The sequence below is a fragment of the Flavobacterium ustbae genome (assembly GCF_003946915.1).
GTDB classification, from domain to species: Bacteria; Bacteroidota; Bacteroidia; order Flavobacteriales; family Flavobacteriaceae; genus Flavobacterium; species Flavobacterium ustbae.
Genome location: NZ_RPOC01000017.1, coordinates 58,495 through 78,281 on the forward strand (window position 1 = coordinate 58,495; position 19,787 = coordinate 78,281).

General features: G+C 32.2%; 25 protein-coding genes. 5 read left to right on the top strand and 20 right to left on the bottom strand.

The window, feature by feature from the left end; all coding sequences use genetic code 11:
- Positions 1 to 46: 46 nt before the first annotated feature.
- The 7 genes from EG814_RS17425 to ruvC form a co-directional block, all read right to left on the bottom strand.
- Positions 47 to 418 (bottom strand): MmcQ/YjbR family DNA-binding protein, encoded by a 372-nt coding sequence (locus EG814_RS17425; RefSeq protein WP_125723170.1) that lies wholly within the window; start codon positions 416 to 418, stop codon positions 47 to 49.
- An 8-nt stretch (positions 419 to 426) separates the two neighbouring features.
- Positions 427 to 777, bottom strand: a complete 351-nt coding sequence (locus tag EG814_RS17430; protein ID WP_125723171.1) for a DUF4260 domain-containing protein — start codon at positions 775 to 777, stop codon at positions 427 to 429.
- The gene (locus tag EG814_RS17435) at positions 774 to 1,175 is read right to left on the bottom strand and encodes a GNAT family N-acetyltransferase (RefSeq protein ID WP_125723172.1); all 402 of its coding nucleotides are present in this window, start codon (positions 1,173 to 1,175) and stop codon (positions 774 to 776) included. The genes EG814_RS17430 and EG814_RS17435 overlap by 4 nt, the downstream gene beginning before the upstream one ends.
- Before the next feature lie 159 nt (positions 1,176 to 1,334).
- Positions 1,335 to 2,084 carry a cyclase family protein gene (locus tag EG814_RS17440; RefSeq protein ID WP_125723173.1) on the bottom strand — a complete coding sequence of 250 codons (750 nt, stop codon included), beginning with the start codon at positions 2,082 to 2,084 and terminating at the stop codon, positions 1,335 to 1,337.
- An 81-nt stretch (positions 2,085 to 2,165) separates the two neighbouring features.
- Complete coding sequence (hemW, locus tag EG814_RS17445) at positions 2,166 to 3,323, bottom strand: radical SAM family heme chaperone HemW (RefSeq protein ID WP_125723174.1); 1,158 nt, start codon at positions 3,321 to 3,323, stop codon at positions 2,166 to 2,168.
- A 128-nt stretch (positions 3,324 to 3,451) separates the two neighbouring features.
- Positions 3,452 to 3,829, bottom strand: a complete 378-nt coding sequence (locus tag EG814_RS17450; protein WP_125723209.1) for a four helix bundle protein — start codon at positions 3,827 to 3,829, stop codon at positions 3,452 to 3,454.
- A 105-nt stretch (positions 3,830 to 3,934) separates the two neighbouring features.
- Positions 3,935 to 4,489, bottom strand: coding sequence for a crossover junction endodeoxyribonuclease RuvC (gene ruvC, locus EG814_RS17455; protein WP_125723175.1), 555 nt, complete (start codon positions 4,487 to 4,489; stop codon positions 3,935 to 3,937).
- Between the two features lie 120 nt (positions 4,490 to 4,609).
- Here ruvC and EG814_RS17460 point away from each other — a divergent pair, with 120 nt between their 5' ends.
- Complete coding sequence (locus EG814_RS17460) at positions 4,610 to 5,572, top strand: lysylphosphatidylglycerol synthase domain-containing protein (protein WP_125723176.1); 963 nt, start codon at positions 4,610 to 4,612, stop codon at positions 5,570 to 5,572.
- 681 nt (positions 5,573 to 6,253) lie between these two features.
- Positions 6,254 to 7,372 carry a glycosyltransferase family 2 protein gene (locus EG814_RS17465; protein WP_394343512.1) on the top strand — a complete coding sequence of 373 codons (1,119 nt, stop codon included), beginning with the start codon at positions 6,254 to 6,256 and terminating at the stop codon, positions 7,370 to 7,372.
- 35 nt (positions 7,373 to 7,407) lie between these two features.
- Here EG814_RS17465 and EG814_RS17470 read toward each other — a convergent pair whose 3' ends face one another.
- The gene (locus EG814_RS17470) at positions 7,408 to 7,893 is read right to left on the bottom strand and encodes a hypothetical protein (RefSeq protein WP_125723177.1); all 486 of its coding nucleotides are present in this window, start codon (positions 7,891 to 7,893) and stop codon (positions 7,408 to 7,410) included.
- Between the two features lie 49 nt (positions 7,894 to 7,942).
- Positions 7,943 to 8,173 (bottom strand): hypothetical protein, encoded by a 231-nt coding sequence (locus EG814_RS17475; protein WP_125723178.1) that lies wholly within the window; start codon positions 8,171 to 8,173, stop codon positions 7,943 to 7,945.
- 199 nt (positions 8,174 to 8,372) lie between these two features.
- On the opposite strand from EG814_RS17475, the gene EG814_RS17480 reads away from it, so the two are divergent.
- Entirely contained in the window at positions 8,373 to 8,873 is a 501-nt protein-coding gene (locus EG814_RS17480; RefSeq protein WP_125723179.1) for a DUF456 domain-containing protein, read from the top strand.
- A 272-nt stretch (positions 8,874 to 9,145) separates the two neighbouring features.
- Positions 9,146 to 9,748 carry a DUF937 domain-containing protein gene (locus EG814_RS17485; RefSeq protein ID WP_125723180.1) on the top strand — a complete coding sequence of 201 codons (603 nt, stop codon included), beginning with the start codon at positions 9,146 to 9,148 and terminating at the stop codon, positions 9,746 to 9,748.
- Positions 9,749 to 9,811: 63 nt separating this feature from the next.
- Here the strand turns inward: EG814_RS17485 and EG814_RS17490 are convergent, their stop codons facing one another.
- The 7 genes from EG814_RS17490 to EG814_RS17520 form a co-directional block, all read right to left on the bottom strand.
- Entirely contained in the window at positions 9,812 to 10,720 is a 909-nt protein-coding gene (locus tag EG814_RS17490) for a pseudouridine synthase (protein ID WP_125723181.1), read from the bottom strand.
- A 303-nt stretch (positions 10,721 to 11,023) separates the two neighbouring features.
- Positions 11,024 to 11,980, bottom strand: coding sequence for a geranylgeranylglycerol-phosphate geranylgeranyltransferase (locus EG814_RS17495; protein ID WP_125723182.1), 957 nt, complete (start codon positions 11,978 to 11,980; stop codon positions 11,024 to 11,026).
- Positions 11,981 to 12,028: 48 nt separating this feature from the next.
- Complete coding sequence (locus tag EG814_RS17500; protein ID WP_125723183.1) at positions 12,029 to 12,628, bottom strand: DUF502 domain-containing protein; 600 nt, start codon at positions 12,626 to 12,628, stop codon at positions 12,029 to 12,031.
- Between the two features lie 73 nt (positions 12,629 to 12,701).
- The gene (locus EG814_RS17505; RefSeq protein ID WP_125723184.1) at positions 12,702 to 13,640 is read right to left on the bottom strand and encodes a mevalonate kinase family protein; all 939 of its coding nucleotides are present in this window, start codon (positions 13,638 to 13,640) and stop codon (positions 12,702 to 12,704) included.
- Between the two features lie 3 nt (positions 13,641 to 13,643).
- Positions 13,644 to 13,946, bottom strand: coding sequence for a type II toxin-antitoxin system RelE/ParE family toxin (locus EG814_RS17510; protein WP_125723185.1), 303 nt, complete (start codon positions 13,944 to 13,946; stop codon positions 13,644 to 13,646).
- Positions 13,943 to 14,170 carry a hypothetical protein gene (locus EG814_RS17515; protein ID WP_125723186.1) on the bottom strand — a complete coding sequence of 76 codons (228 nt, stop codon included), beginning with the start codon at positions 14,168 to 14,170 and terminating at the stop codon, positions 13,943 to 13,945. Before EG814_RS17515 ends, EG814_RS17510 begins: the two co-directional genes overlap by 4 nt.
- Before the next feature lie 31 nt (positions 14,171 to 14,201).
- Complete coding sequence (locus tag EG814_RS17520) at positions 14,202 to 15,284, bottom strand: diphosphomevalonate/mevalonate 3,5-bisphosphate decarboxylase family protein (RefSeq protein ID WP_125723187.1); 1,083 nt, start codon at positions 15,282 to 15,284, stop codon at positions 14,202 to 14,204.
- A gap of 395 nt (positions 15,285 to 15,679) precedes the next feature.
- On the opposite strand from EG814_RS17520, the gene EG814_RS17525 reads away from it, so the two are divergent.
- Positions 15,680 to 16,156 (top strand): TspO/MBR family protein, encoded by a 477-nt coding sequence (locus EG814_RS17525; RefSeq protein ID WP_125723188.1) that lies wholly within the window; start codon positions 15,680 to 15,682, stop codon positions 16,154 to 16,156.
- 42 nt (positions 16,157 to 16,198) lie between these two features.
- Here EG814_RS17525 and EG814_RS17530 read toward each other — a convergent pair whose 3' ends face one another.
- The 4 genes from EG814_RS17530 to EG814_RS17545 all read right to left on the bottom strand — a co-directional run bounded on the left by EG814_RS17530 (position 16,199) and on the right by EG814_RS17545 (position 19,613).
- Positions 16,199 to 16,921: a hypothetical protein gene (locus tag EG814_RS17530; RefSeq protein ID WP_125723189.1), complete on the bottom strand. Its 723-nt coding sequence runs from the start codon at positions 16,919 to 16,921 to the stop codon at positions 16,199 to 16,201.
- 10 nt (positions 16,922 to 16,931) lie between these two features.
- On the bottom strand, positions 16,932 to 17,678 hold the full coding sequence (locus tag EG814_RS17535; protein ID WP_125723190.1) for a carboxypeptidase-like regulatory domain-containing protein: 747 nt from the start codon (positions 17,676 to 17,678) through the stop codon (positions 16,932 to 16,934).
- Between the two features lie 73 nt (positions 17,679 to 17,751).
- Complete coding sequence (locus EG814_RS17540; RefSeq protein WP_125723191.1) at positions 17,752 to 18,399, bottom strand: HAD family hydrolase; 648 nt, start codon at positions 18,397 to 18,399, stop codon at positions 17,752 to 17,754.
- A gap of 5 nt (positions 18,400 to 18,404) precedes the next feature.
- On the bottom strand, positions 18,405 to 19,613 hold the full coding sequence (locus tag EG814_RS17545; RefSeq protein ID WP_125723192.1) for a BaiN/RdsA family NAD(P)/FAD-dependent oxidoreductase: 1,209 nt from the start codon (positions 19,611 to 19,613) through the stop codon (positions 18,405 to 18,407).
- Between the last annotated feature and the right edge of the window lie 174 nt (positions 19,614 to 19,787).

A 19,787-nucleotide genomic window follows, 5' to 3' on the forward strand; every position in this document is an offset into this window, starting at 1 on the left:
GGACTGAGTGGCTAAGTTTTTTTTACTGACGCTACAAATGTAATGCCTAATTTTCTAATTCAGTTATTTCATTTTGAATTTTCTTTGTCAAACTTTTGAAAACCAATTCATACGAATGATCGATGAGTTCCTTAACAAATTTATCAGGAAGATTTCCGTTTAAAGCCACTGTATTCCAGTGCACTTTACTCATATGAAAACCTGGTTTTATTTCGTCATATTCGGCTCTGAGTTCCTGCGCGTGCTCGGGATCACATTTTAAATTGACCGACTGCTCGTTTTTTTCCCATTGAGAAAGCGAAGACAAAGCAAACATTTTTCCGCCAACTTTAAACACCAGCGTATCTTCATCAAAAGGAAAATGTTCGCTTACACCTTTTTTAGAAAGACAATATTCGTAAAACGTTTCTAAATTCATAATTGTTTTTATTTACCGATTTCGCCCAAATGCGTGTATTTAAATCCTTTTTCATATTTAAGTCCGTAACCAAAAATACGATCCATAGCCGAATGTGAAAATAAAATAATTCCGGCTAACTGAACCGTTTCAATACTCAAATAACATCCAATTGCATAAATTAAAAGAGCAATTCCTCTATGATGAAAGAGATTATATAAAAATGCTCCAATTTTGTTGCCAAAAGTATAACCAATCATAGATAAATCTGGAGCTAAAATTAAAGCCAGAAACCACCACCATTCATAATTTAAGCGATTGAATAAAAAGATTCCGAGAATAAATAAAGCCGTTTCTTCGAGTTTTAAAACTGTTTTCATTTGATTACTTTTTCCATCATTTTTTCAGGATGCGCTAATTTTGTAAATCCGAATTTCTCGTATAAAAAGTGAGCGTCAGTTGTTGCCAAACGCCATATCTTAACTTCTTGCAATTGAGGTTCTTTCATCATGGCATCGATCAAAATTGACGAATATCCTTTTCCGCGATGTTCTTCATCAATAAAAACATCCATTAAATAAGCAAAAACAACATAATCGGTAATCACGCGTGCGAAACCAATCTGTTTATCATCTAAATAAATTCCAAAACAAAATGACGCATCAATTGTACGTTGCACTTCTTCCATCGTTCGCCCCGCCACCCAATAAATGTCTTTTAAAAAATTCTGTATAAACGGAATATCAAGTTTTGTTTTATCTGTCGAAACTGTGATCATTAGAGTTTTTTTTAACCACAAATTACACAAATTTTCACAAATTATTTTTTGCCACAGATTAAAAAGATTCCTCACAGATTTTTAATCATTTTAATCCTTTAATCTGTGGCTAAATAAAAAAGGAAATTTGCGAAAATTTGTGTAATTTGTGGTTAACTTTTAAATCTTGTATAATATAGGTTTACTCGGACTTGCATCGTTTTCAAACGAAGCAATTTGTAAATTTAAAATATAATTTCCGTCTTCAATTTCGTCTGAAACATAAATCATTTCTGTAATTGTGGCATTTAATCTCGCATCAGGATTTAGATTTACAGTATCTTTTACATTCCAAAAAGCTTTATGAGCTAATAATTTTCCTTCATCATGTTCTTTGTCAACGCTTGGCAAATCAATCAGTAAATGTTGAATTTCGCTTTCGCGGATGAAAATCGCAACCTCTTCTGAAAGATAAGGCGGATTGGTATTTGAATATTTTCTTGACTTTTTGTCTTTTGAATTTGGAATTGTTCGAATAATTAGAGATTCAATTTTTTGGGTAATTAAATTTTGTATTTGATCTTTTGTAATCACAAAATCTTCCCCTTGTTTTTCAGGTTCAACCGTAATCAATTCGGCAAAAAAGAAAAACTGTTTCAAGGATTGATTAATACTGTAAAAATCATTCGTAATATGTCCTAGACATTCCGTATGCGTTCCATGCCCATGCGGATTGAAGAAAATATTATTGAAATTAGTTGATGATTTTCCTTCCGAAACTTTGCCAATCCAATTACCAAAAACTACGGGTTCGATTACTGGTTTTTCGATATACCACGCAATCGGATTTTCGTCTGTATTGGTTAATGGAATCGAGATATCAATAGGTTTTGATAAGTCTATTTCGAAGTTGTTGATTGTTGCTAACACAAATTTGGGTTTTATGCCGCAAAGACGCTAAGTCGCAAAGTTTAAATTAATTTGTGCCTTTGTGCCTTCGTGGCTAATTCTTTACTCTTCCAAATTTAAGAAAAACAAATCGCTGGCAATTCCATCCGTTAGAAATTTTCCTTTCAAAGTGGGTTTCAAGATATTGTTCTCGATCGAAAGCAGATCGTCGTTTAAGAATTTTTGACTTTGTTTTTTTAAATAATTCAAATATTCAATTCCGAACTCGTTTTCAATTCTTTCTAAAGAAACACCCCAAATCGTTCGTAATCCCGTCATAATATATTCGTTATAACGATCTGAAATGGTTAAAGTTTCCGTTTCAAGTGGAAGTTCATCGTTTTGAATTGCTTTTAGATAAAGCGAATTATTAGCAATATTCCAGCCTCTTTTTTCACCATCATAACTATGTGCAGACGGACCGATTCCGATATATTTTTTGCCCAGCCAGTAAGCCGAATTGTTTTTAGAGAAGTAATTTTCTTTCCCAAAATTCGATAATTCGTAATGAATAAAACCGTTTTGCTGAAGCATTTCAACTAAAATCGAGAAATGATTAGAAGCTACTTCGTCTTGAGGTTCAGCAATTTTTCCAGTTTGAATTAATTTGCTTAAAGCCGTTTTCGGTTCAACCGTCAAAGCATAACTCGAAATATGTGGAATTCCAAAATCCAAAGCCGTTTGAATATTTTGCCTCCACATTTCGTCACTTAAGCCCGGAATTCCGTAAATTAAATCCAACGAAATATTATCAAAATATTTTGTGGCTTCTTCCAGACATTTTTTAGCTTCAGCTGAATTATGAGCGCGATTCATCATCTTTAAATCGTCTTCATAAAAAGACTGAATTCCAATGCTTAAACGATTTATCGGACTTTTTGATAATTCTAAAATTCGTTCTATCGATAAATCATCTGGATTGGCTTCGAGTGTAATTTCTGGATTTTCGGCAACTTTATAGTTTTTATAAATCTCTTCAATCAGAAAATTGATTTCAAAAGAAGTTAAAACCGAAGGAGTACCACCGCCAAAATAAATAGTTTCAATGATAGTCTCATCCTGAGCGGTCTCGAAACTTCGGGAGAAGGTTTTACGCATCGCAATTTCTTTAGCCAAAGCCAAAACCATCTCATCTTTTTTCTTCATCGAAGTCGAAAAATGAAAATCGCAGTAATGACAAGCCTGCTTGCAAAAAGGGATGTGAATGTAAATGCCGCTCATTTTTTTAGTGTTCAGTGTACAGGTTTTTTAGTGTTCAGTGTTCAGTTTAATTAGTGTACAGTAATCAGGATTTTTGTGATCAGATTTTAGTAATCAGTATAGTTGTAACTGAACACTAAAAAAACTGATTACTGATCACTAACTTTTACTCCAAATTTCCCTAGGTTTAAAAGCATATAATTTATTAGTTTTCCAATTTCAAAACTTTCATTTAAAAGTTCTTGATATAATTCAATTGAAATGTATTTACAAGAAAGAGCAAATTCTAGCCACACTTGTGTCTCTGAGTTTTCTCCATCGGAATCAGTTAATTTACTATAAAAATGTTTTGGATATATTCTTTTTCTATACGCTTCTGCGATGGTTACAGGAACACTTCTTGATGAACGTCTAATTTGGTCTGTCAGTGAATAAGTTTCTTCTTTTGGAAACTGTTTTGTAATATTAAATATTTTCATTGCTAGAGAAAATGACTTTTTATAAGCTAATAAATCTTGAAATCTCATTTTAGTTTTTAAATCAAAGGTAAAATTTTCAATATTATTGAATGAAAAATCTTTCAAAAAATATTATTTGATTACTAAAATTACTGACCACTAAAAACCTGACCACTACTTCTTAACTCTATCCTCATTTTGTTTTACAAAAGCATCCCAGCCCGAATAACTCTTTCCTGCAACCACTTTTCCAGAATTAAAATGATGACAAACCGCCGCCGCTAAACCATCTGTAGAATCCAGATTTTTTGGTAATTCTTTTAAACCTAAAAGTTGCTGAAGCATTTTAGCAACTTGTTCTTTGCTGGCATTTCCGTTTCCGGTAATTGCCATTTTTATCTTTTTAGGTTCGTATTCCGTAATGGGAATTCCACGCGAAAGTCCCGCTGCCATTGCAACACCTTGCGCACGTCCTAATTTCAGCATTGACTGAACGTTTTTACCAAAGAAAGGTGCTTCAATCGCTATTTCGTCTGGGCAATGCGTTTCGATTAATTCGATGGTTCTTTCGAAAATGATTCTTAGTTTCTGATAATGATTGTCGTATTTGGAAAGCTGCAGTTCGTTCAATTGCAAAAATTCCATTTTTTTATTGGTTACTTTTATTAATCCAAAACCCATGATTGTGGTTCCCGGGTCAATACCTAATATGATGCGTTCTTGTGTCATTCTTAGTTGGTTACACAAAGTTTCAATAAGCTGTTACAGAGATTCACAAAGTTTTTATTTTCTCCGTGTATCTTTGTGATTTCTTCGTGAATCTTTGCGAAATAGCTTTACTTTTGCGGCATGATTTCAATTCCTCACAAAGCTAAGCAATTCCTAGTTCTTCTAGCCAAACTTTTAATTGTTGGCGGTGCATTTTATTTTATCTACAATCAGTTGGCTCATAACGACCAATTAGATTGGCAGAAATTCATTGTTTTATTCCGAAAAAATCAATCGGTTTTAGGGATTTCCTTTATTTTACTTTTGAGTGTTCTGAACCGCTATTTTGAGATTTTGAAATGGCAGAATCTGGCTCAAGTTATTCATAAAATATCGGTTTATGAAGCTACAAAACAGGTTTTAGCCGCGTTAACAGCTGGAATTTTTACGCCAAATGGAGTAGGAGAGTACGCCGGAAAAGCGTTGTATTATCCAAAATCGGAGGCCAAAAGAGTTGTATTTCTAAACTTAATCTGCAACGGAATCCAGATGATTTTAACGATTATTTTTGGGATTTTCGGACTGCTTTATTTCAATGCGCAGTTTAATGTCATTACAACCAAAACGGTTCTGATTCTTTTTGGCGGATTTGTATTGCTTTTAGTTCTTCTGTTTTCCATAAAAAAAATAAAAATTAAAGGCTATTCTATCGAAAAACTGATTCATAAAATTAATGAAATTCCAAAATCGGTTCATCAGAAAAATATCTTTTTAGGAATCTGTCGCTATTTGGTTTTTTCGCATCAATATTACTTTTTGTTTTTGGGTTTTGATGTCTATTTACCTTATTTAACTTTAATGGCAGCTATTACATCTGTTTATTTTTTAGCTTCTTCATTGCCAACTTTTCAGTTTTTAGATTTTGCCGTAAAAGGAAGTGTGGCTATTTATTTCTTCGGAATTCTGGGCGTAAATGAATGGATTGTTATTTTTATCTCTACTTTAATGTGGTTTCTAAACGTTGTTTTGCCAGTCATTTTAGGAAGTTATTTTGTGTTGAATTTTAAAACCAATTCGAAAACTAAATTAGAAGAAACGATGTAGTCTCTAAGGGACAATTATTTTGAACGCTTTTTTTTAGCTACCGATAGTTAATCTCTCCGAGATATATGGTTGAAATAAATAAAGATATAATTACACCATATAATTGTGAAGATTATTCTGTAGGAATTAAAAGACGATGTAGTCCCTACGGGGCAATTATTCTGAACGCTTTTTTTAGCTACCGATATTTAATCTCTCCGAGATATATGGTTGAAAAAATAAAGATATAATTACGCCATATAATTGCGAACATTATTTGTTAGGAATTAAAAGTCGATAGAAAAATAAATAGGAGACGATGTAGTCCCTACGGGGCAATTATTCTGAACGCTTTTTTTAGCTACCGATATTTAATCTCTCCGAGATATATGGTTGAAAAATAAAGATATAACGCCATATAATTGCGAACATTATTTGTTAGGAATTAAAAGTCGATAGAAAAATAAATAGGAGACGATGTAGTCCCTAAGGGACAATTATTTTGAACGCTTTTTTTTAGCTACCGATATTTAATCTCTCCGAGATATATGGTTGAAAAAAATAAAGATATAATTACACCATATAATTGCGAACATTATTCCGTAGGAATTAAATATCGGTAGAAAAATAAATAAGATACCGCCCCTAGAAATGTCCCGTAGGGACTATATTTGCTCAAGAAAATGATTATTAGGTACAATTATGATTACCATTATTCTTAATTTAATTTTAGCTCTTTATTTATCCAGCATTTGCTTGCTTATTTTTGGCTTTAACAAAGTCAAAAGGTATAAAAACACCAATTTAAAGTCAAAAACAAGTTTTACGATTATAGTTCCTTTTCGTAATGAAAAAGAAAATCTTCCGATACTTTTAGAGAGTTTTTCAAATTTAAATTATCCAAAAGATTTGTTTAAAGTCATTTTAGTAGATGATAGTTCAGATGAAAAGTTTCAAGTTTTATCCCGAGGCTTCGGGACCAAATTCCAAGTTTCTGTTATTGATAATTTTAGGGTTTCCAAATCGCCTAAAAAAGATGCCATTACAACTGCATTGCTACATGTAAAAACCGATTGGGTTATTACAACCGATGCCGATTGTATCGTTCCTGAAAACTGGCTCTTAACATTTGATCATTATATTCAGGAAACTAATGTTTCAATGCTTGCCGGAGCAGTAACATACAAATGTAAAAATTCTTTTCTCGATGATTTTCAGCAATTAGATTTAACGAGTCTGCAAGGCGCAACAATCGGAAGTTTTGGTTTAAACAAAGGTTTTATGTGCAACGGAGCCAACTTTGCATACAAAAAATCATTGTTTGACAACTTGGAAGGTTTTGAAGGAAATGATAAAATTGCCAGTGGCGATGATGTTTTTTTACTCCAAAAAGCTATAGAAAAGTTTCCGAAAGAAGTTCATTATTTAAAAGCAGATGAAGCAATTGTGGTGACAAAACCAACAGAAAATTGGAAATCTCTTTTTCATCAAAGAGTGCGTTGGGCGGCCAAAACTAGTTCTTACAAAAGCACTTTTGGGAAATTTCTAGGATTGAGTGTTTTCTTTGGAAATCTGAATTTTGTTATTAGTTTTTTTCTTCTGATTTTCGGAATCTGGTCTTATCCAATTTTTGTAATCTTTGCTTTTTCTAAGATTGCAATTGATTTTGTTTTGCTTTTTATCACCAATAAATTTTTAACGAAAACAAGAATTAAAAGTCTTTTATTGAGCAGTTTGCTTTATCCGTTTTTTAGTTCAACTGTAGCTTTGTATAGCTTATTTGGGGCTTACGAGTGGAAAGACAGAAAATTCAAAAAGTAAATTCAAAAAGCTTATATGACCTTTTAGGGGTAAATTTATTTCTCTTCTTTTGCTTTTATAATAACCGGCAAAATAAATTGCGTTTTTACTGGAATACCTCGTTTTATGGCAGGATTTACTTTTGGGAAATCGACTAGGCGTGCATGCAGAATGCTGTCGATTTTAATAGTGTCATAAACCACAGAATCTTTAGGAAACTGAGGTTCAAATTTCATAGTAGAATTAGGAAAAACAGTTACTTTTACTTCGATAGTGTCCAATTCTGGATATAAAATAGACAAAGTATCGATATTTAATTTTTCTTGAATAAGACTCGACATTACTTCAAAAAAGCATTGTTGGCGAAGTTTTTTATCGGCAATTTTATCGCAATTTGGAACAGACGGATATTCATCAACTTCTTTCCAATTGATTGATTTTAATTCTTTTTGCAGTAACTCTTTTTCAGACGGAACCTGCTTCTCAAAATATTGACAAGAATTAAAAAGGAGACAAATGAAAAATAAGAAAAACTGCTTCAAGATTTTAAAGTTGAATTGAATAGAAAAAAATTGTGGTATAAAAATACGATTATTTTTTTTGAGAAGCTTTGTATTCCAAATAATCTTCATAGCTTTCTGAGAGCCATTGTTCTTTGTTTTGAGAGGCTACTTCTTTTTGATCAGGATACAAGCGTGCAAGACGATCAGAGAAAGCGGCAATTTGAACCGTATAGTTATAATATTCGGTTTTAGTGAGCAAAATATCTGGATTGTTTTTCTTGGTAAAAAATTCAAAGAAAAGCGTATCAAATTCTTTCATTGAAAAATTTAAAACCTTTTTCCTATTGCTTTGATAAAGACTGTCTTGCAGTATTTGATCTTCTGCAGATAGTTTTTTTGTCTGAGCATTCATATTCAGACTAATAGTGAAAATTAGAAATGTATATAGTATTATTTGAATTATATAACGCATCTAATAAATTTTAATGTAATTTGTAGGTTCAAATTTACAAAAAAATATGGATTTAATATTAGTATTATTAGGCTTTCTATGTATGATTATAGGTGTTTTTGGGAGTTTTATTCCTGTTCTTCCAGGATTATCTTCTTCTTGGGTAGGATTGCTGTTATTGTACCTTACCAAAGCAGTCGAAAATAATTATTGGATCTTAGGGATTACATTTGTCCTAATGGTCATTATAACGATATTAGATTACATAATTCCATCAAAAGGAACCAAAAAGTTTGGCGGGAGCTCCTATGGAGTTTGGGGAACTAACATTGGTTTGATTGTCGGAATTTTGGCTCCAATTCCGTTTGGCATTATAATAGGGCCGTTTGTCGGTGCATTAATTGGCGAACTACTATATGATTCACAAAATCATAAACGAGCCATAAAAGCAGCCACTGGATCCCTACTGGGATTTCTCGCTTCGAGTTTTGTTAACTTTCTCTTTGCAGTGGTTTATTTTGGTGTTTTTTTAAGCGTCGTGTGGGAATATCGAAACATTTTGTTTTAATTCTATAACATTTTCAGTGCTTTAGCTTTGAAAATAAAATAAAAGAAAGTTTTTTCTTATGTTGCTTTGTTTTGTAATTGTATGCGAAACGCTTGAATTTACTAGCCTTACGGGGATTTTATTGTTAAGAAGTAGTTATTAAGAAGGTAAATTTTTAACTTAATTTTTGGAAATGTTAAAATATTTTATATTTTTATCACAATAAACGATAAAAAGCCTCATTTTATCGATTATTTTAAACAAATATAAATAATCATTTTTAAGTTATGAGTATGACCCCAAACCTACAAATCGAACTTAGACGCTTTATTTCTTCTAATGTTGTCTCCAAGTTAAACAAGTTTTATTTTGAGAATGATGCACTTTTAATAAAGGGAATAGACGTCTCGATTGGTACAATTTTAATGGGACTCTACAACAAAGCCGAAGAATCTGATTTTTATTCCGAAATCGTTTCGTTAATCCAAGAAGATTCTACTTTTTACCAAGAAATAGATTTTAATGCAGGCAGAATTTTATCAGTCGACGACTGTTACCGATTAGAAGGAAACATACTGTTGAAGGAATTATTTGCAAATAAAAAAGGCAGAATTTCAGAAATGGTTTCCAATGAAGTTGGTATAAAAAGCGAAACAGCTAGAGAAATACTTAACTTTTCAGCATTACTTGTAATGTCTTACTTAAGATACAATCTTCAATTAATAGAAAGTTTAAAACTCCTTTTAGAAGATCAAAAAAGAGAAATTTTAAACAGCATTCCTCCCGGAATCAAAATCATCCTAGGTTTTTCATCTTACGAAACAGTAGAAGACAAAAACCAATCTATCGGAAGATCTATTTTTACCCTTTTCGGACATAATTTCTTTAGTTTTTAAAAATAAAAAATCCCATTTTCAGAAGAAAACAGGATTCATTTATAATCATACTTTGAAGACTAATTACATGTTTTTCAAATTGATAACTTCTTGATCAGTCAAAAAGCGCCAGTTTCCGCGAGGAAGATTCTTTTTGGTCAATCCAGCAAACGAAACGCGGTCAATTCGTAATACATTATATTCGAAAGATTCAAAAATAGCACGAACCACTTTTACGTTAGAGGTACGCAGCTTAAGGCCAACTTCGCTTTTTGGTTCATTATCAATATAACTTACTTCTTCAACAGAAACGCGGTGTCCGTCAAGAACTAAACCTTTACTGATTTTTTCTAAATCTTCAAACTTTAAGTTTTTGTCCAAAGAAACCTGATAAATTTTAGGCGATTTCTGATTCGGAAGCGTAAATTTACGAATCATATCAGTATCGTTTGTAAACAACAGCAAACCAGTTGTATTCTTGTCCATTCTACCAACAGCTGCAATTTTTGCATTTGTAGCCCCACGCACAAGTTCTAGAACGTTACGGTATTCTTGGCCTTCATCAAAAGCAGTGGTAAAGTTTTTAGGTTTATTCAATAAAATATATTCTTTCTTTTCAGGAGTTAGCGTAACCCCATCAAAGTTTACAACATCATTTAATTTTACCAAATATCCCATCTCAGTAACTACATTACCGTTAACTTTTACGTTTCCAGACTGAATATAAATATCCGCATCACGGCGAGAACAAACACCAGAATTCGAGATATATTTGTTCAGACGAATTTCATCTGAAGCCTTTTGTCTCTTTGCAGGCTGATTTTGTTTTCTAATTTTTTCGGCTGCTGCTTCCTGTGCTGCTTTAACTTCAGGTTTTACTTTTTTTGGTCCCTGCGCGCGTTTTGGTAAAGCAGGTTTTGGCTTGTTAGAGTTTGATCTAGAGCTATTTGGTCTCGATCCGCCTCTCTTATTATTGCCTTCCTTGTTGTTCATACAATCATTAATTTGTGCAAAGATAGTTTTTTCCTGCTAATAAATCTTAAGTTCATTGTTCTTAGATTAATAGCGCTGATTTTTAGATGGTTTAGAAGCATCACAATTGGCTTTTTTTAATACTGAGTGTTGTTGTGTCGCAGAGATACACAAAGATTTCGCCGAGATGCGCAAAGAATTTAAAATTATTCTAAAAGGATAAAGACAAAAGAAGTTAATTTTAAAGAAAGCTTTAAAAAATCTTAGCGAATCTTTGTGTAAAAACTCTGTGAATCTTTGCGGATACTCTCCGAAATAACAAGCTTAGTAATTAGAAATCAATTCTCTTCCGTGCCATAAAACGCTCGGATTGATTAAAACAATACAGCAAACTCCAGACACAATCAAAAACTTGAGTACATTATGAAGTCGTAAATACTGTTCTTTAGAGTCTGATTTCCATAAGTAAATCAGGAAAAAAAGTAAAACGCCAAAACAGACATAAAAATAGATGTCCATATAACCAACGTCGTGTATGTTAACTAAAACATATACAGGTACAATGGTCAAAATTGTCAGCGCTGTAATGATTTGTTTAGAAATTTTTTCTCCATATAAAACAGGAATTGTTCTATAGTCGGTCACTAAATCGCCTTTAAGGTTTTCCAAATCTTTAATCATTTCACGAATCAGCAAAAGTAAAAATAAGAAAACCGCATGCGCCGAAATCACTACAAAATGGCTCATATGATTCTCAATATCTTCAAACGAAATTTTGTTGTAGAAATAAAGAAGGATAGCAAAAAAAGGCGTTACTGCCAGCAATGCCGACATTAAATTTCCGATAATTGGATATTTTTTAATTTTGTGCGAATAAAACCAGATCAAGAATATATAAGCCGAAAAGAATAAAAATGCTCTCCAAGAAACAATAAATGCCATTAAAACAGCAAGGAAATTTAAAGAAAAATAAACCGATAATTTAGTCTTCTGGCTTACTAAACGGTCCAACATAGATTTATTCGGCCGATTGATTAAATCTTTTTGACTGTCGTAAAAATTATTGATTATATAGCCTGAAGCAATGGTAATAGCCGAAGCAAATACAATTAAAAATAAATGAAAATCAAGTAAAATATCAAGCGCTCTAATTTCTGGAGCCAAAATGAAAATAGCCGATAAATATTGCGCCAAAACAATAATCGGAATATTATAACCACGAACTACAGAGAACAGACTAGCAATTTTCATTATTAAAAGTTTATTTTGTCTGCTCAGCATTTCTTATAGATTATAGTTTTAGAGTGTAATTTAAGGTAAATAATTTTTTTAGAATGATTGTAGCTTGTTTTTTAATAAATTTTTAGAACCAAATCCCAATTTTCTAATGCAGGCCAAAGCTTCTTTTTGCGAAATATCGACTTCTGTAATATCTTTTTTATCCACAAAAACCACAGAACCACTCCAAGGATTTGGTGCGTCTGGAATAAAAACGGCAAATTTATTATCGTTAATTTCTTCAATCATAAAAGCAAACTGCAATCCTGCATCGGTCGGAACTAGAATAACTTTTAAATTCTCGTTAGATTCAATTCCCATAATGCTTTCGTTCATATTTTTCATAAACGAATAACCTGGAACAAAACTTAAAACGGTTTCTTCAAGTTTCAAAATAAGCTTTTTAGCAAAAATAGTTCTCGAAATAAGTCCCGCGACCAAACAGATAATTATGATAATCGCAATGGCTACAATTTCTTGTAAAGCCAATCCCAAGATTTTGACTCTGGGCAGATTATTTACAATCGGATTGGTAACTTTTTGTGTTATAGAATAGCCTTTTTCTAAAAGTACAAGCAACAGAATTAAAGGAGCCAGAAATAAAATTCCTCCCAAAAATGTCGCTTTGATAATTTTTAAAATACTTTTCATAATTATATATCTTTTAAAGATTAATGTAAAGAAGAGTATTTAGCAGCTATGAGCTATGTCTTAAAGCAAAAAGTTAGAATTGATAAACGACTTCTAATTTGTAGTCTTTCAGCGAAGCTTTAGCACGTTCTAGATCTTCAGTAAAACCAAGAATGTAACCACCGCCGCCAGAGCCACAAAGTTTGAGATAATAATCGTTGGTATCAATTCCGTGCTGCCAGATTCCATGAAACTGTTCTGGAATCATTGGTTTAAAATGATTCAAAACTACTTTAGAAAGTTTCTTGGTATTGGTAAACAAAGATTTCATGTCTCCTTGCAAGAAGTTTTCTACGCAAGCGTCGGTATATTTTACGAAATGATTTTTAAGCATCGCACGGAAACCTTTGTCTTTTAGGTTTTCCATAAAAATGTTAACCATTGGAGCGGTTTCGCCAACAATTCCAGAATCTAATAAAAAGACAGCGCCTTTTCCGTCAAAACTCTGAGTCGGAATTCCGGTAGCTTCAATATTATCTTTAGAATTAATTAAAATCGGAATGCTCAAATAGCTGTTTAAAGGATCTAAGCCAGAACTTTTTCCGTGAAAAAAGCTCTCCATTTGCGAAAATATATTTTTTAATTGTAATAGTTTTTCACGAGTAAGATTCTCTAAAACCGTGATTTTATTAGTAGCATATTTGTCATAAATAGCAGCAACAAGCGCACCGCTGCTTCCAACACCGTATCCTTGCGGAATACTAGAATCGAAATACATGCCGCTCTCGACATCATTTTTTAAAGTTTCTAAATCGAAAGTAACCAACTCTGGCTGCTGCGTATGCAAAACTTCAAGATAAGATGCAAAACTTCTTAAACTTTTGTTTGATGCAATAGCTTCTGCCGAAGGCTCTTCGCTTTTTTTCAAAGCGCCGTTATAAAAATTATAAGGAATAGAAAGTCCTTTAGAGTCACGGATGATTCCGTATTCTCCAAAGAGTAATATTTTTGAGTAAAATAATGGTCCTTTCATGATTTATTTAATGTCTTTTTTTATTTTATTTGGGTCTTGTCTGGTGTCGAAAACGGAGATGATAGTTATTACTTTTGAATTAAAAACATAATAGAAGGTTGTTTGTTTTGTTAAAACACATTTTCTAACAGTTTTAAATTTTTCACTAATAGGAAAACTTTCTGGATACAATTGAATTGCCAAAATTGATTTATTAAATTTTTTCAAAAAATCAATTTTTCTTTTTAACGACCATTTTCCCTCTAAGTGACTTAAAATATTTTCAAAAGACTTTTCGGCTTTTAGAGTAAATTCAATTTTTCTCAACGCAAACCGTGTCTTTGTAAAATAGATTCATAACTCACAACTTCCCCTCTTTCAAATTCCTTCAAGCCAAGTTCAAGTTCTTCTTTTTGCTCTTCAGTCAAATCATCCCACCAATCTTTCTTCTTTTTCGCAAGCATTTTTTTAATTTTCACTATCAATGAATGATCATCCGTTTCCTGCAGCATTTTCATTGCCTCTTCTCTGTCTAATTGAATAATGTCCATAACCTAAAAATTTACCTAAAGATACGCAAAATTACAATGCAATTGCACCGTTTCCAATTTCGTCGCAAATGTACTGACTATTCTGACAGAAAGCAACTAATTCGGTTTGAATAAATTGCAATACTTTCGCTGCAACATTTTCAGGATAAAGCACATGCACATTAGCGCCAGCATCAAGCGTAAAACACACTGGAATCTGAGTTTCAGCTCTAAATTTCCAGATCGCATTGATTATTTGCAACGTATTTGGCTTCATCAAAATATAATACGGCATAGAAGTCATCATCATTGCGTGCAGAGTCAAAGCTTCACTTTCTACCACTTTGATAAATTCTTCGATATTTCCGTTTTCAAAAATGGCGATTAATTTATCCAGATTTTCATGTGCCTGAGCAAAACGTCTTTCAGCATACGGATGATTGTGCATTAAATCATGCCCAACTGTACTCGAAACTTGTTTTTCGCCTTTATCAACCAATAAAATGGTATCTTGATAATTCTTAAAATTTTCGTGAATAGCATACGGAAATTCAACACCAAATAAATCAGTGCTTCCTTCAATATTATTCTGATTTCCCCAAACAACTACATTTCCTTTTATGCTTCGACATGCACTTCCAGAACCTAAACGTGCTAGGAATGAGGCTTTTTGATAAAAATATTCATCGGTCATTTCTGGGTTTAGTTTTCTTTCTAAACTCATAAAATTCATTGCCAAAGCGGCCATTCCAGAAGCAGAAGAAGCAATTCCTGAACTATGCGGAAAAGTATTTTGAGTATCAATTGTAAAATGATAATCCTTCAAAAACGGCAGATAAACTTCAACTCTTTCTAAAAACTTCTGAATTTTTGGTTTAAAGTCTTCTTTTGGTTTTCCTTCAAAAAGTAAATCAAAAGAAAATTTTCCCTGATTTTCGTTCTTGGAAAAAGCCAATTTTGTAATGGTTTTACAGTTATTCAAAGTAAAACTTACCGATGGATTTGCCGGAATCTGATTGTCTTTCTTTCCCCAATATTTAACTAATGCAATATTACTTGGAGCGCTCCATTCAAAGTTTCCGTTTTCGATTGTTGAAGTATATTGAGCTGGAATAAAATCGGCTGCTGTTAACATGAATTATAAATTTTGGCAAAGATAACTTTTAAATTTTTTCACCATATAAGTTATATAAGAAAATATAAAAGCAACTTAATAAATGAAATTTTATGGTTTTATTTCGTTTTAAATTTTTTTCACCATATAAGTTATATAAGAAAATATAAAAGCAACTTATAAATGAAATTATATAGTTTTATTTTGTTTTAAATTTTTTTACCATATAAGTCATGTAAGAAATTGTAAGCAACTTTATTCAATGAACTATGTCTCTTTTGTGGTTTTATTTCGTTTAAATTTTTCATCATATAAGTTATGTAAGAAATTGTAAGCAACTTTATTATATGAACTTATATGACTTATATGGTTTAAAAATTTTCTTTTGATTATTTTTGAATTCAAAATTTGATACCATGAATAAGTACATAAAAATTGTTATAGCCTTAATTATTTGTTTAGCAGTTGGATATTCTGCAAGTTTGGTAACCCGACCAAGTATTGAGACTTGGTATGTAACGTTAGAAAAGCCTGTTTTTAATCCGCCAAACTGGATTTTTATGCCAGTTTGGACTATGCTTTACATTTTTATGGCTGTTGCAGCAGCTTTGGTTTGGGACAAAATAAAAGTAGAGACAGAAGAAGTTAAGAAAGCACTACTTTTCTTCATCATTCAATTGATTTTAAATTCAATTTGGTCGTATTTATTTTTTGGTTTGAAAAACCCGATGTTAGCTTTAATAGAAATTGTCCTTTTATGGCTGATGATTTACGAAACATATCTGAAATTTATCAAAATCAATAAAGTTTCAGGTTATTTATTAATTCCTTATTTAGCCTGGGTAGGATTTGCAACGGTTTTGAATGCTAGTATTTGGTGGCTGAACAAATAAGAGTTTCAAGTTTCAGGTTTATTTTGCTTCAAGTTTAGAATTCTATTTCAAACTCTTAAATTCTTCATTTTTAGCATATAAAAAGTCCATTAATTCTAAAACATTTGATTTTTCTAAAAGGATTTTAGATTTTGCATCAGCATTACAAAAGTGTAAGAAAATTTCTTTTTCTTCTGGTTTGATTTTTAAATTTTTGATAAAAAAATCTGGCGGACAAGAAGCGATGACAAGTTTCTTAAAACGATCATCTTGAGACTCAATTTTTTTCTTCGGTTTATCAAAAATAGGGTAACTGAAATTTAGTCCATGCTTAATTTGACCATCGTAAACCATTACTTTTGAAGTTACTTCGTCAAATTGTTTCCGAATTATAATCTTATTTATTTCTTCTTTATCATTGGCGATATTTTTAATTTCAGATTTATTAAAAACAGAGCTAGAAACCACAACATTCTCCAACTCTTCTGCTTTTGGATTCATATTTACAAGAATAAAACCACTTTCTAAATCTGTGTTTTTCAGCTGTAATCTTGTAAATAAATAATCTTTGGAAAAGAAAATCAAACTGTCTTTTGCTTTTGCCAGAATTGAAAATTCACCTAAATCATTTGTAGTCGTACTAGTTTTAGCGGTCTTATTTATGACTTCAATTTTTTGCAAAGGAATGTTTTGATTCACCACTTTCCCCCGAAGTAGTTTTTCAGTTTGAGAAATACTTAATTGATAGGTTAAAAATGAAATGGTTGTTAGTAGTTTTACTTTCATTAAATAATGATTAGTTTTTTAAATCCGTTTCTAATTTCTTAAATTCTTCATTTTTAGTTTGGAGAAAATCCATTGTAGCTAGAATATTTGGATGTTCCAGAAGTGTTTTGGAGTTGGGATCGGCATCACAGAATTGAAGAAAAAGTTCTTTCTCTTCTGATTTTAATTTTAAATCTTTACTAAAAAAATCCTCAGAGCAAGTTGTAGCAATTAATTTTCTAAAATCGATTTTAGGAATTTCCTTTTTCGGCTCTTCTCTTTCTCTTTTGAATAAGCCGAAAAGTCCACTGCCAATCACTCCAATATTCAATCCGTTAGAAAGTGTATTATTGAAGCCAGGAATAAAGCGTGTTAGATCGTTATTGGCTTTCTCCATTTTAATTTTACTGATGGCCTCAGCATCATATTTTATTTTAGGAAATTTAATTGTAGTCAATACAACTTCTTCTAGTTCTTCGGGTCTTAAAATCATTTTTACAACGAGATTGTTGTTTTGAATATTTTCTGAAGTAACTTTTAAACGGCTGAAAAAATAATCTTTATGAAAGAAAAGCAAACTGTCTTTCGGGTTTACCAAAATCGAAAATTCTCCAGATTCGTTAGTTCGCGTACTGGTTTGTGTAGTTTTATTAATTACTTCTACACCTTTAAGTGTAAAATTTTGATCGATCACTTTTCCGCTGAGCAGTTTTTCTGTCTGGGAAATGCTAATTTGGTAAGTAAAAAAAGAAATTGTGGTAAGTAATTTTACTCTCATAAACGATTAATTTGCTGAGAGTAAAATTATTAGAATACTCTTAACGAAAACTTACAGATTCTGTAAATTCTTGTTAAATAAGATTTAGCAATTCTTTTGCATTATGAATTACTTTTTTGGCACCGCTGTTTTTCAATTCTTCTTCGGTTCTATAGCCCCAAGTAACCCCAACAGGAAACATATTGGCATTTGTTGCAGTTAACATATCAATATCAGAATCGCCGACAAAAAGTATCTCTTCGGGACTTAAATTCCATTTTTTGCTAATTTCTAGAGCTTCAAATGGATTAGGTTTTTTGAGTTCTTCTGTACTTAAACCAACTGCAGCATCAAATTGTTCAGGAAAAATCTCTGAAACTATTTTCTTGGTCAGTTCATCTGCTTTATTAGAAAAAACAGCCATTTTGATATTTCCTAAAGCAGGATTCTTCAATAAATCCAAAATGCCGTCGTAAGGTTTTGTTTTTAAAGTGCAGATTTTACGATATTCGCTTATCATACAATCAAAACAAATTTCGATTTGTTCGTCATTATTATGAGTTACGGGCAAAGCTTTGCTGACCAAATTTCGCAAGCCACTTCCGATAAAATATTGATAGGTTTCGTAAGTGTGAGTGGGATGATTTAAACCTGTCAAAACAATATTCATTGCATCTGAAATGTCGTGTAATGAATTAACCAACGTTCCGTCCAAATCAAAAATGATTCCTTTAAATTTCATTCTAATTAAATATTTTGAGCCAGAATAAACCCGCTTGTCCAGGCATTCTGAAAATTAAATCCTCCTGTAATAGCATCGATATTGACAATTTCGCCAGCAAAATAAAGGTTTTCGTGAATTTTGCTTTCCATAGTTTTGAAATTGATTTCTTTTAAATCAATTCCGCCCGCGGTTACAAATTCTTCCTTAAAAGTACTTTTTCCGTTTACCTGAAATTTGGCTTTAGTAAGTTGAGAAGCTAAATTCTGCAACTGATTTTTAGATAAATCTGCCCATTTGGTTTCTTCTTTTATTTCTGAAGCAAAAACCAAACTCTCCCATAAACGATTCGGAAAGTCGAAAGGAGATTTTTTAGAAACAGCTTTTTTAGCATGTTCCTGTTTTAAATCTTTTAGAATTTTCTCAGCATCTTCGGTATCAACATCGTTTAACCAATTTACGGAAATAGTAAACTGATAATTTTTATCGTGTAAAATGCGTGCGCCCCAAGCCGAAAGTTTTAAGATCGCTGGTCCGCTCATTCCCCAATGTGTGATTAGTAAAGGGCCAGTTGATTCTAGTTTTGTGTCTTTTACATTTACCGTAACCTGCGCTGCAACTCCGGGTAATTCCTTAATTCTAGGATCTTTGATATTGAAAGTAAATAGGGAAGGGACAGGGCTTACAATCGCGTGGCCGTGTTCTTGAAGCATTTCCCAGATTTTTGGGTTGCTTCCGGTTGCCATTACTAATTTTTCGCAAGCAAAATTGTCGCTTTGCGTGTCAATTTTCCAATGGGTTTCTTTTTTGAAAATAGACTGAACACTTTGTCCTGTCAATACTTTTATACCTAATTTTTCGGTTGCTTTTAAGAAACAATCGATAATAGTTTGCGAAGAATTCGAAACAGGAAACATTCTGCCGTCTTCTTCGATTTTTAATTCGACGCCGTGTTTTTCAAACCATTCAATTGTATCGCCTGAACAAAATTGATGAAATGGTCCGCGAAGTTCTTTTTCTCCACGAGGATAAAATTTTACCAATTCGTTGGGTTCAAAACAAGCGTGCGTAACATTGCAACGCCCGCCTCCAGAAACGCGGACTTTAGAGAGGACTTCTTTTCCTCTTTCTAAAATGGCTATTTTAAGTTTTGGGTTTTTCTCTGCAATATTAATTGCGGTAAAAAAACCTGCTGCGCCTCCGCCAACGATTATTATGTCGAAATTTTTAATCATAATTTTTTGAGTTGCCTCGAATTTCAAGAATTGGCACTAATTTTTTTCTGCCACAGATTTCACAGATTAAAAATGATTTTTTTATTTTGCTTAGTCTTTTGGTCGCCACGAATTCACGAATTATTTTTTGATAATCTTTGAGAATAAAAATTCGTGAATTGCTGCGCCTGTTCG